Source organism: Nocardioides sp., from assembly GCF_025965415.1.
Lineage (GTDB): Bacteria > Actinomycetota > Actinomycetes > Propionibacteriales > Nocardioidaceae > Nocardioides.
Genome location: NZ_JAOPWY010000012.1, coordinates 39764 through 50312, shown reverse-complemented (window position 1 = coordinate 50312; position 10549 = coordinate 39764). Strand labels below are relative to the sequence as shown.

At 71.3% G+C, this 10549-nt stretch carries 10 protein-coding genes and 4 tRNA genes; 5 read left to right on the top strand and 9 right to left on the bottom strand.

The features are described 5' to 3' along the window. Positions 1-10 precede the first annotated feature (10 nt). Positions 11-84: transfer RNA gene (locus JWN97_RS01445), tRNA-Lys, on the bottom strand. 252 nt (positions 85-336) lie between these two features. Between JWN97_RS01445 and JWN97_RS01440 the strand changes: the two genes are divergently transcribed. The 3 genes from JWN97_RS01440 to JWN97_RS01430 all read left to right on the top strand — a co-directional run bounded on the left by JWN97_RS01440 (position 337) and on the right by JWN97_RS01430 (position 590). Then, positions 337-409: transfer RNA gene (locus tag JWN97_RS01440), tRNA-Glu, on the top strand. Positions 410-431: 22 nt separating this feature from the next. Next, positions 432-505: transfer RNA gene (locus JWN97_RS01435), tRNA-Asp, on the top strand. A gap of 12 nt (positions 506-517) precedes the next feature. Further along, positions 518-590: transfer RNA gene (locus JWN97_RS01430), tRNA-Phe, on the top strand. 11 nt (positions 591-601) lie between these two features. On the opposite strand, the gene JWN97_RS01425 is transcribed toward JWN97_RS01430, so the two are convergent. From JWN97_RS01425 to JWN97_RS01410, 4 genes are all read right to left on the bottom strand, one after another. After that, entirely contained in the window at positions 602-1447 is an 846-nt protein-coding gene (locus JWN97_RS01425) for an NUDIX hydrolase (protein ID WP_297617066.1), read from the bottom strand. Positions 1448-1596: 149 nt separating this feature from the next. Further along, positions 1597-1806, bottom strand: a complete 210-nt coding sequence (bldC, locus tag JWN97_RS01420) for a developmental transcriptional regulator BldC (protein WP_297617063.1) — start codon at positions 1804-1806, stop codon at positions 1597-1599. Between the two features lie 146 nt (positions 1807-1952). Continuing rightward, positions 1953-2801: a hypothetical protein gene (locus tag JWN97_RS01415; RefSeq protein WP_297617060.1), complete on the bottom strand. Its 849-nt coding sequence runs from the start codon at positions 2799-2801 to the stop codon at positions 1953-1955. Between the two features lie 20 nt (positions 2802-2821). Continuing rightward, positions 2822-5104 carry a sialidase family protein gene (locus tag JWN97_RS01410; RefSeq protein WP_297617057.1) on the bottom strand — a complete coding sequence of 761 codons (2283 nt, stop codon included), beginning with the start codon at positions 5102-5104 and terminating at the stop codon, positions 2822-2824. Positions 5105-5188: 84 nt separating this feature from the next. On the opposite strand from JWN97_RS01410, the gene JWN97_RS01405 reads away from it, so the two are divergent. Then, positions 5189-6277 carry a Glu/Leu/Phe/Val dehydrogenase gene (locus JWN97_RS01405; RefSeq protein ID WP_297617054.1) on the top strand — a complete coding sequence of 363 codons (1089 nt, stop codon included), beginning with the start codon at positions 5189-5191 and terminating at the stop codon, positions 6275-6277. A 61-nt stretch (positions 6278-6338) separates the two neighbouring features. Here the strand turns inward: JWN97_RS01405 and JWN97_RS01400 are convergent, their stop codons facing one another. Beyond that, a complete protein-coding gene (locus JWN97_RS01400) occupies positions 6339-6791 on the bottom strand; it encodes a hypothetical protein (protein WP_297617051.1) in 453 nt (150 codons plus the stop codon). A 26-nt stretch (positions 6792-6817) separates the two neighbouring features. Next, positions 6818-7375, bottom strand: a complete 558-nt coding sequence (locus JWN97_RS01395; protein WP_297617048.1) for a hypothetical protein — start codon at positions 7373-7375, stop codon at positions 6818-6820. A gap of 313 nt (positions 7376-7688) precedes the next feature. Here JWN97_RS01395 and JWN97_RS01390 point away from each other — a divergent pair, with 313 nt between their 5' ends. Then, positions 7689-7901, top strand: coding sequence for a DUF3073 domain-containing protein (locus JWN97_RS01390; RefSeq protein WP_297617046.1), 213 nt, complete (start codon positions 7689-7691; stop codon positions 7899-7901). 3 nt (positions 7902-7904) lie between these two features. Here JWN97_RS01390 and purM read toward each other — a convergent pair whose 3' ends face one another. Continuing rightward, the gene (gene purM / locus JWN97_RS01385) at positions 7905-8966 is read right to left on the bottom strand and encodes a phosphoribosylformylglycinamidine cyclo-ligase (protein ID WP_297617043.1); all 1062 of its coding nucleotides are present in this window, start codon (positions 8964-8966) and stop codon (positions 7905-7907) included. Continuing rightward, positions 8963-10546: an amidophosphoribosyltransferase gene (purF, locus tag JWN97_RS01380; RefSeq protein WP_297617039.1), complete on the bottom strand. Its 1584-nt coding sequence runs from the start codon at positions 10544-10546 to the stop codon at positions 8963-8965. The genes purM and purF overlap by 4 nt, the downstream gene beginning before the upstream one ends. Positions 10547-10549: the final 3 nt, after the last annotated feature.

Here is a 10549-nt window from a genome sequence, read left to right as displayed (position 1 = left end):
CACCTGCGAGTGGGCCGCCAGGGCCTCGATCCCTGAACCTCGACGCTTAAAAGGCGTGCGCTCTACCAATTGAGCTAGCGGCCCCGAACAACCATCATGCCGCGGACGCTGCGCCTCCTCGACGGGCCCGCCGGAAATGTCGGACCGAGAAACAAGAAGTGCGAGCGATGCTCGCGGCCTACCTGCGTGATCACGCGTGCGTGGACTGCGGGGAGTCAGACCTCCCGTGCCTCGACTTCGATCATCGCGAGCCCGCCGAGGAGCCAGGCTACGAAGCGTCCTGGTCTGACGCGCCGTTCGGTCCGGTATGCTCTCGGGGTCTCCGACGGCCAGACAGTCCCCATCGTCTAGCGGCCCAGGACTCCACCCTTTCAAGGTGGCTACGCGGGTTCGAATCCCGTTGGGGGCACGTTCCACGGTCTGGATCCTCAGGCCCCGTAGCGCAGTTGGTTAGCGCGCCGCCCTGTCACGGCGGAGGTCGCGGGTTCGAGTCCCGTCGGGGTCGCTAGGCACACCCGGTCAGGTAGCTCAGCTGGTAGAGCACACGCCTGAAAAGCGTGGGGTCGGCGGTTCGATCCCGTCCCTGACCACCCCAACCCCCTCAGGCCAGTACGTCGTCCTCGGCCTGGACCAGCCGGCCGTCGTGCAGCGTCAGGACCCAGACACTGCCCTTGCGCGCGCGTATCCGCTCCGGCTCGAGTCCCAGCGCCTGCAGGATCCGGGGGATGATGCCGCCCTGGCTGCAGACCACCACGGCCTCACCGGGCTCGGCGACCTCCAGCAGGCTGCGCTCGGGATCGACCGGCTCCGACGCCTCCGCGAAGCGGTCGTCCACGACGACCCGCTGGCCGAGGACGGCGGCGAGCGGGCTGACGGTGTCCAGGCAGCGGAGCGGCGAGGCCGAGAGCACCCGCACCGGCCGGAAGTGCGGCAGCACGCTCGCGATGAGGTCGGCCTGACCGCGGCCCCTCTCGTCGAGCGGACGCGCGCTGTCGGGGCCGCGCCAGGTCGACGCGTCGCCGGCGCTGGCGTGGCGCACCAGCAGGACCACGGCCGCGTCGAGGGGCAGCTCGAGCCAGCGCCGCAGGGGCTTGGGCTCGTGGACGAGCTCGAGGGCGGCCCGGGGCGGCAGCCAGCGGAGCTCGTCGACCTCGTCGTTGGGCGCGAAGTGCTCGGTGGCCGCGCGGACGGACCACCAGCGGACCTCCTTGCCGACGCCGTCCACGTCGTACTCGGTGCCGCCCACCGATGACCGCGCGGCGCCGACGACGCCTGCCTCCTCGCGGATCTCCCGCATCGCCGCCGGCAGATGCAGCTCGCCGGCGTGGAGCTTGCCCTTGGGCAGCGACCAGTCGTCGTAGCGCGGCCGGTGTACGACGGCGACCTCTGGGCCGTCGGGCCCACGCCGCCAGACGACCCCACCAGCCGCACGGATGCCCTCGGTCATGTCCTGATCATCGGCACGACGAAAGCCCCGCCGGAGTCCGACGGGGCTCGGTCAGGGCGCCGCAGACGCGACAGGACGGCGTCGCCCGTGGAGGCAGGCGGCGCCGTCCTGAGTCGCGCGGTCTGGGTACGCCGCGGGCTGGGAGGCTGCTAGCTGTTGGCGGGGCGCGGCTGCGGGATGCCCGCGAGCAGCGAACGCACCTCGGCCTCGCGGTAGCGGCGGTGGCCGCCCAGCGTGCGGATCGACGTGAGCTTGCCGCTCTTGGCCCACCGCGTGACCGTCTTCGGGTCCACGCGGAACATCGTGGCGACCTCGGCGGGTGTCAGCAGTGCCTCGGCGTCGGGTGTACGGGTGCTCATGGCAGTGCGTCCTCTCGTCTGGAGCTGGCGAGCCGGCATGGCGCCTGCTCCACGGCTGATAGTGCGCGATGTCTGCTTTCTCCGGAATGGCCCGTGCGGGCCATCTTGGGACTAGTCAGGACACCGGGCCGAGCGTGCCGGGAGCCTCAGTTGGCCGATTCGACCCCTTGCAGGGCCTTCATCCGGGCGGTCACGCGACCGTAGGCCCCCGCGGCCTTCACCGGTTCCCCGTCGGCCAGAGCCGCCAGCGCCTCCGCCACGTCGCGGGCCGACTCGTCCTGCCGCAGCTCGGCGTCATCGAGCAGGTGCACGAGGCCGCCGTAGTCGAGCTCGACCAGCGACCGCGGGTGGAACTCCTCCAGCCACCGCCCCAGGTCCTCCACGCCCGCGGTCACCAGCCCGTCGTCGAGCGTGCGGCGGAGCACGGCCAGGGCCCGGGCCGTACGACGGCGGGCCCGCGACATCGCGGTGCGGTAGACGAGCGAGCGGCCGGTCACCCGGGTCGTGCCGGCTGCCGCCGTACCGAGACTGACCTCGCGCTCGTCCGCCTCGACGAGGATGAACCAGCGCAGCGGCACCTGCCAGGTGCTGCTCATGATGTGGGTGTGCAGGTCGGGGTGCTCCACCCGCCACTGCTCGAGCTCGTCCTCCGCGACCTCCGACGCCGCGCGCGGGACGAACATGTCCGCCAGCTCCTCGGGCAGCGGGTCGCGGAAGTCGCCGATCGCCTCGCAGGCCCGGATGCGGGTGCGCCACGGGCAGACGAGGGTGACGCCGTCGACCTCCGTCACGAACGCGTGCTCGCCGACGACCGGCATGACCCCGGGCACCCGGCCGAGCACGGCGCGGACGGCGGCGGCCTGCTCCATCGCCATGCCGCCCTGCACCGTCGGGATGTTGCCCGCGCGGACGTAGGCCTCCCAGTGCCTGCGCTCCTCGCGGTCGAACGCGGCGACCGGCTCGTAGACGCGCAGGTGCGCCGCGAAAGCCGTCACGCCGGGCATCGTCGCACGCGTCAGCCGCGGGCAGCCCGCCGAACGCCGACACCGAGCACCAGCAGACCAGCGGCGAGGAACGGCAGCCCGGCGCCCGGGCCGGTCGCCGGCAGGCGCCCCGGCACGGGCCGGTTGTCCACGGGAGCCGGCACCGTCTTGGGAGTCGTCGGCGTCGGGCCGGTCGCCGCCTTGGCCCCGACGACGAACGGGCAGCCGAGCGAGCCCGCGGTGTCTGCGTTGGGCACGATCGCGCTGGCGATGTCGCGCCGGGTCGTGATGGTGAGACCGGCGAACTTCGAGCCGTTGCCGACCACCGGGCCCTTCTTGGCGAGCCCGGCGAAGAACGTGGCCGGCACCGCAACCCGCACCTCGGACGCCGCCTTGTCGAAGCTGCCGGTCAGCGCACCTCCCACGGTGGTGCGCAGCGGGGACTCCATGTGGAAGCTGTCGGTCGGTGAGGACGCGTCGTGCTCGCCGATGGCTGTGTAGGCCACGCCCGCGTAGGTGAAGGTGAACTCGATCTCCTCGCCCGTGCCCCCAGCCGGCGGATCCTGCTTGAGGTCGAGCACCTTGGTGTGGAAGACGACGACCTTCTTCGCCGCGTCGTAGGTGACGTAGCCCTTGGTGATGTCGAGCGCCGGTGCACTCGGCAGGGGGGTGTCCGCCACGACCTGGGTCGCATCGCCGGACGGGTCGGTGAAGGCGGCGTCGGCGGTGCAGACCAGCTTCGGCAGCGTGACCCGCGCGGGCGCCAGGCGCGCCCCGCTCGTCAGGGAGTAGCCGCTGGTCTGCCGCGTGTAGGCCGTGATGTTGGAGCCGGGTGACGCCTCGTTGTCGGCCAGCGCGATGTTGGCGCGACCGGCGCCGTCGATGGCGACCTGGAAGAAGTCGAGCAACGAGCGGTCACCGGAGGACCCCGGCACGGGCAGGTCGCAGAACGTGCCGTTGTTGCAGATCGTCCCTGTGTGCATGATCGGGGTCACGGCGTTGCTGTAGCTCAGCACCGTCGGCGCTGCGGCTCCTGCTGCGCTCTTCGCGGTCGCCTTGCCCAGCTGCGCGAACGCCACCGTCCAGTGGGTGCTCTTGTCACCCTGGTTGCGGTAGTTGAGCTCCGAGCCCGGTGCGCCGCCCTGCCCGTGGTACCAGACGACGTCGAGCATCCCGTCGGCTCCCGCGGCCATCCACGGGAACAGGTTGCCCTTCCCGACGTCGGGCTTCGTGCCGCGGTTGTCGGTGTTGACCTGGTAGGGCTTCGACCACGTCTTCGCGCCGTCGGTGCTGACGGCGTACTGGATCTTGTAGCCGTCGGACCAGAGGCTGTAGACGTTGCCGGCCTTGTCGACCTCGACGACGGGGAAGAGCAGGTTCAGCTCCCGCTTGCTGCCGGGGTCGGTGGAGAACACCTTCGTGTCGGTCCACGTGACGCCGCCGTCCGAGCTCTTCGCGACGTAGATGGTGTCGACGTGGTTGTAGTTGGTGCCCGGAACGTTCGCGTCCGCCTGCGCCTGCGCGTTGTCGGCCGGGTCGCGCGGCCCGCCGAACGTCGCGTACATGACGTGCGTCGGCTCCATCGACAGCAGGTTGTTGGCACCGGTGGGGTGGGAGTAGTCGGTGACGATGTTGCCCACCTGGTTGGTGTTGGCCACGGACGGCAGGGTCGTCGGGTCGATGATCCCGTGCGCGCCGTCCGGGGACAGGGACACGTAGGTGTTGCCGGCGTCGGGCGACTCGGAGACGACGATCTGGCTCGTGTCCACCTTGTGGAAGATCAGGAAGTTGGTGTGGGCGCCGTCGAAGGCCTGCCACTGCCGGTCGGTCAGGGTGTTCTGGGTGCCGTACGGGTTGAGCAGCGAGAAGGTCTTGCCGCAGTCGGTCGAGCGGGCCACCGTGAAGTTGTTGAGCAGGTCGATGTTGTGCAGACCGGAGTAGGAGATGGCGTCGCACGGGGAGGCCTCGGCGTAGCGGGCGTTGCCGACGCTGATCTCCGAGTCACCGCCGCCGGTGCCGAGGTCGGGCTGCTGCACGGGACCCTGGATCAGGCTGCTCGATCCATCTGCGTTCTTCTGCTCGGTGATGCGCCAGAAGTTGCTGCCCAGGCCGGTCGGCGCAGAGACGTAGGCCGCGGACAGCCCGTCCTTGGGCACGCGGATGCTCGGCTCGGCACCGCCGCCCGCCAGGACCATCGGCGCGGTGAAGGTCGCGGCCGGCGGCGCGGTCGTCGCCGAGAACGCAGCGGTGGCTCCTGCGCCCATCATCAGTGCGGCGGCGGCAAGGGTGGCGAGGGTGGCGTTGCGGCGGGCCATGGTGGCTCCAAGCGGTCGACGTACGACCACTCTTCTCCACGCGGAGCCCGACACCTCCCCCGCACCCGCTACTAGGCTTGTCCCATGGGCGTCTTCGACCGCACCGACCACCTCAAGGACGCCGGCCACGAGCAGGTCGTCTTCTGCCAGGACCGCCCGAGCGGGCTCAAGGCCATCATCGCGATCTACTCCACCGCCCTCGGCCCGGCGCTCGGCGGCACCCGCTTCTACCCGTACGCCGACGAGGCCGCTGCGCTCTCCGACGTGCTCAAGCTGTCCAAGGCGATGGCCTACAAGGCGGCCTGCGCCGGGATCGACCTCGGCGGCGGCAAGGCGGTCATCCTCGGCGACCCCGCGACGATGAAGACCGAGGCGCTGCTGCGCGCGTACGGCCGGATGGTCGAGTCGCTGGGAGGTCGCTACTACACGGCATGCGACGTCGGCACCTACGTCCAGGACATGGACGTCATCGCCAAGGAGTCGCGCTTCGTCACGGGGCGGTCGCCTGAGCACGGCGGCGCCGGTGACAGCGCAGTCCTCACGGCGTACGGCGTCTTCCAGGCGATGCGCGCGGCCGCCGAGCACACCTGGGGCGCCCCGACGCTGCACGGCAGGAAGGTCGCGGTCGAGGGCGTGGGCAAGGTCGGCCATCACCTCGTCGAGCACCTCGTCGAGGACGGCGCGGCCGTCGTCGTCAGTGATGTCAACCCGGCTGCGGTCGAGCGGGTCCGGGCGGCGTTCCCCGACGTGGAGGTGGTCTCGGTCGGCGACCTGCCGGCGAGCGACTGCGACGTCTACGCGCCCTGTGCTCTCGGCGCCTCCGTCACCGACGACCTCGCTCCGCAGCTGAAGGCGAAGATCGTCTGCGGTGCGGCCAACAACCAGCTCGCGCACCCCGGGCTCGAGAAGGTGCTCGCGGACCGCGGTGTCCTGTACACGCCCGACTACGTCGCCAACGCCGGCGGGCTCGTGCAGGTGGCCGACGAGATCGAGGGCTTCCGCTTCGAGCGGGCGAAGGCGAAGGCCGCGAAGATCTACGACACGACGCTCACGATCTTCCGCACTGCGGAGTCCGAGGGCGTTCCGCCGGCCGTTGCCGCCGACCGCGTCGCCGAGCGGCGGATGGCCGACGTCGGCCGGCTGCGCACGGTGCTGCTGCCCGGCCGTCCCTGACGTCGCGGCACACACCGCGAAGGCCGGCTCCCGTGGGAGCCGGCCTTCGGTGCGCGAGGAGCTACTTCTTCTTCGGGGTGAACACGTAGGTCGCCGTGACGGAGGGCTCGCCCTCGAGGTTGCAGGCGCCGACGATCACGACGGTCTTCTTCTTGAAGTTGGCAGACATGGCCTCGGCGTCGGTCGGGCCGCTGCCGTCGGAGTCCGAGAGGACCTCGCCATCGGACTTCGTGCGGATGTCGCCGGACCAGTCGGCCTTGTTGTTGAGGGCGACGTCGAGCGTGCCCGGCCCGGGGACGGTGAACTCCTGCGTCGCCCGGCCGACGCCGCCGGCGGGTGCGCACTTGCCGGTGCCACCCGCCTGCGAGGGCGTGTCACCCGTCGGGTTGGGCGTGGCGGTGAACGTCCAGCTGCCCTTGGTGGCGCCACCGGTCGGGCCGGCGAGCGCGGGGGTCATCGAACCCGCAGCGGCGAGCAGCACCGCGGCGGCGGCGAGAGCGGTACGAGTGCGCATGTCGTGTCCTCAGCTGGTGGGGTGGGTCAGAGCGTGCAGTTGACGGGGTAGACCGCGCTGTCGGCAGCAGCCGGAACCGGGGCGGACGGGGCGGCCGCCGGCATGGTCACGGTGCCCGTCACCGTCTCGTTGACCGACCGGAAGAAGTCGGCGACGAGCGCGTACGTCTTGCCCGGCTTGAAGGTGCCCGCCGGGATGAAGACCGTCTCGCTCGTGTTGCCGATGCCGCCGCAGTGGGCGACGTCGCTCATGCCGCTCTTGCCGACCTCGGCGACGTAGAGGTCGATGTCCGAGGCGGGGTTGGTCCACTTGATGTTGAACAGGGTGTCCGCCTTCACACCCGCGGCCGGCTTGAACACGAACTTCAGGACACCGCAGCGGGGCGCGGCGCAGTCGGCGCGGTCGGCGCCGGAGAGGTCGGCGGCGTCCTTGTCGTTGTCCTGCAGCCCGCCTGCCAGCGAGACCGTCAGCTTGGTCGTCTTCTTGCCGTCCAGGGTCGGGGTGGCGGGACCGGCCAGGGCGGCGGGAGCCGCCAGTGCGAGGGCGCTGAGGGCGGCGGCGGCGAGGACGAGGCGGTTGCGCATCGGAGAGGCTCCTGACGAGGTGACTGGGTGAACCGGGGATTCGTCATCGCCCGGGGCTTTCCTGCCTGCCGAGAACGACTGTTTGGGCTAACGGTGACGGCCCGCTCCACCAACTGGGCTAGTTCGCCCGCTTAGATCCGCATATGTCCCCGTGCCGTCGGCGGCCGGGACCCGGGGTGTCGTACGACGGCGAACCCTGTACCGTTGTGTCCCTGCGGAGCGTCCGAGGACATGTCGGGCGCGGCCCGCTGTCGGAACACCCGCCTCCGGGGCACTCAGCGATGAGGCCCCGTCGGATCGAAGGGGTCGAGCCATGGGGCGCGGCCGTGCCAAGGCCAAGCAGACGAAGGTCGCGCGCGAGCTGAAGTACAACAGCGGCGGCACCGACCTCGAGCGTCTGAAGGCCGAGCTGACCGGGGGGTCGCCGGCCGCCCCGGCTACCGCCCCCGTCGATGACGACGAGTTCGACGACCCCTACGCGTCGGACGACGACGACGAGGACGAGGACGACCTCGCCGCGAAGTAGCGGCTAGGCCGGGTGTGCCCCGGTCAGCGTGACGTCGCCGGAGCCGGCGGTCACCTCGCCGACCACCCAGGCCGGCACATGCCGGGCCAGCAGCACCGCGAGAGCGCGGTCGACGTCGGCGGCGGGCAGCAGCGCGACCATGCCGACCCCCATGTTGAAGGTGCGCTCCATCTCGGCCGGCTCGACCTTCCCGCGCCCGGCGACGAGGGAGAAGACGGGCTGCGGCGTCCAGGTGCCGCGGTCGAGCGTCGCCGACAGGTGGGCGGGCAGGACACGCGCCAGGTTGGACGCCAGGCCACCGCCGGTGATGTGGGCGAACCCGTGGACGCTCGTCTCCTCGATCAGCGAGAGGCAGTCCTTGGCGTAGATCCTGGTGGGGGTGAGCAGCTCCTCGCCGAGCGGACGGTCCAGCTCGTCGACCTCGGCATCGAGGCGGAGCCGAGCCCCCTGCAGCAGCACGTGCCGCACGAGCGAGAACCCGTTGCTGTGCAGGCCACTGGACGCCATCGCGATGACGACGTCGCCCTCGCGCACGGTGTCGGGGCCGAGCACGTCGTCGGCCTCGACGACCCCGACTCCCGTGCCGGCGATGTCGTAGTGCTCGGGGCTCATCAGCCCGGGGTGCTCGGCGGTCTCACCACCGACCAGCGCACAGCCGGCTTGCGCACAGCCCTCCGCGATGCCGCCGACGATCGCGGCGATGCGCTCCGGGACGACCTGGCCGCACGCGATGTAGTCCTGCAGGAAGAGCGGCTCGGCTCCGCACACGACGAGGTCGTCGACGACCATCCCGACGAGGTCGATGCCCACGGTGTCGTGCCGGTCCATCGCCTGCGCGATGGCGAGCTTGGTGCCGACGCCGTCGGTGCTGCTGGCGAGCAGCGGCTGGCGGTACTTCGCGACGTCGAGCCGGAACAGCCCGGCAAACCCACCCAGGCCGCCGACGACCTCCGGCCGGCCGGCCCGCGCGACCTTGCTCTTCATCAGCTCGACGGCGCGGTCACCCGCGTCGATGTCGACGCCCGCGCCGGCGTACGACGAACTGGCCTTCGTCGTGCCGCTCACGGTCGGGTCAGGGCGTCTTCGGCGCCGCCTGCCGGGAGCAGCGCGTCCATGCCGTCGACACCGTCGCCGCCGTTGTGCACGACCTTGCGTCCGTCGGCGTGCGCGTGGTCGACGATGTGCTCGGCGCTCGCGGTCCGGGCGATGCCCTCGAGGACGTGCTTGCCGATCAGGTCGGGCTGCGGGATCTCGATCGGGTAGTCACCGGTGAAGCACGCGCGGCAGAGGTTGGCCGCCGGCTGGTTGCTCGCCGCGGTCAGCCCCTCGAGGCTGACGAACGCGAGCGAGTCGGCACCGATCGACGCGCGGATCTCCTCCACACCGAGGCCGCTCGCGATGAGCTCGGCGCGACTGGCGAAGTCGATGCCGTAGAAGCAGGGCCACATCACCGGCGGGCTGGAGATGCGGACGTGGACCTCGGCCGCGCCGGCCTCGCGGAGCATGCGCACCAGCGCCCGCTGCGTGTTGCCGCGCACGATCGAGTCGTCGACGACGACGAGCCGCTTGCCCTTGATGACCTCGCGCAGCGGGTTGAGCTTGAGCCGGATGCCGAGCTGGCGGATCGTCTGCGACGGCTGGATGAACGTCCTGCCGACGTAGGCGTTCTTCACGAGCCCCTGGCCGTAGGGGATGCCGCTCTGCTCGGCGTAGCCGATGGCGGCCGGGGTGCCGGACTCGGGCACCGGGATGACGAGGTCGGCGTCGACCGGCGCCTCGAAGGCGAGGGTGCGCCCGACGTGCACGCGCGTCGTCATGACCGACCGGCCGGCGATCGTCGTGTCCGGGCGGGCGAGGTAGACGTACTCGAACAGGCAGCCCTTCGGCGTGCTCTCCGCGAACCGCTGGCTGCGCACGCCGTGCTCGTCGATCGCGAGCAGCTCACCCGGCTCGACCTCGCGGACGAACGAGGCGCCGACGATGTCGAGGGCGGCGCTCTCGCTCGCGACGACCCAGCCGCGCTCGAGCCGACCGAGGACGAGTGGGCGTACGCCGTGCGGGTCGCGCGCGGCGTACAGCGTGTGCTCGTCCATGAAGACGAGCGAGAAGGCGCCCTTGAGCTGCGGCAGGACGTCCATGGCCGCCAGGTCGATCGGCACGTCCTCGGCCGCGGCGATCATCGTGGTGATCAGGTCGGAGTCGGTCGTCGCGCCCATGTGGTCGGTCTTGAGGTCGCGGCCCCGCCGGGCCAGCTCGCTCGTGTTGGTCAGGTTGCCGTTGTGGCCGAGCGCGAGGCTGCCGCCGGTCGCCAGCGTGCGGAACGAAGGCTGGGCGTTCTCCCACGTGCTGCTGCCGGTGGTGCTGTAGCGGCAGTGACCGATCGCGAGGTGGCCACGCAGGCTGCCGAGGGTGGACTCGTCGAAGACCTGCGCGACGAGCCCGAGCTCCTTGTAGACGACGATCGCGCTGCCGTCGCTGACGGCCATGCCCGCCGCCTCCTGACCGCGGTGCTGAAGGGCGTAGAGGCCGTAGTAGGTCAGCTTGGCGACGTCCTCGCCGGGAGCCCAGACGCCGAAGACGCCGCACTCCTCGCCGATGGGACGCTCGAGATCGTCAGTACCGGGCTGGCCCTGTGCGGATGGCACGCG

Excerpts from the sequence above, each read along its gene's own strand:
- JWN97_RS01410 (WP_297617057.1), bottom strand. The coding sequence starts at position 5,104 with ATGGCCCGCCGCAACGCCACCCTCGCCACCCTTGCCGCCGCCGCACTG.
- JWN97_RS01395 (WP_297617048.1), bottom strand. The coding sequence starts at position 7,375 with ATGCGCAACCGCCTCGTCCTCGCCGCCGCCGCCCTCAGCGCCCTCGCA.
- JWN97_RS01400 (WP_297617051.1), bottom strand. The coding sequence starts at position 6,791 with ATGCGCACTCGTACCGCTCTCGCCGCCGCCGCGGTGCTGCTCGCCGCT.
- JWN97_RS01405 (WP_297617054.1), top strand. The coding sequence starts at position 5,189 with ATGGGCGTCTTCGACCGCACCGACCACCTCAAGGACGCCGGCCACGAG.
- bldC (WP_297617063.1), bottom strand. The coding sequence starts at position 1,806 with ATGAGCACCCGTACACCCGACGCCGAGGCACTGCTGACACCCGCCGAG.
- JWN97_RS01425 (WP_297617066.1), bottom strand. The coding sequence starts at position 1,447 with ATGACCGAGGGCATCCGTGCGGCTGGTGGGGTCGTCTGGCGGCGTGGG.
- JWN97_RS01390 (WP_297617046.1), top strand. The coding sequence starts at position 7,689 with ATGGGGCGCGGCCGTGCCAAGGCCAAGCAGACGAAGGTCGCGCGCGAG.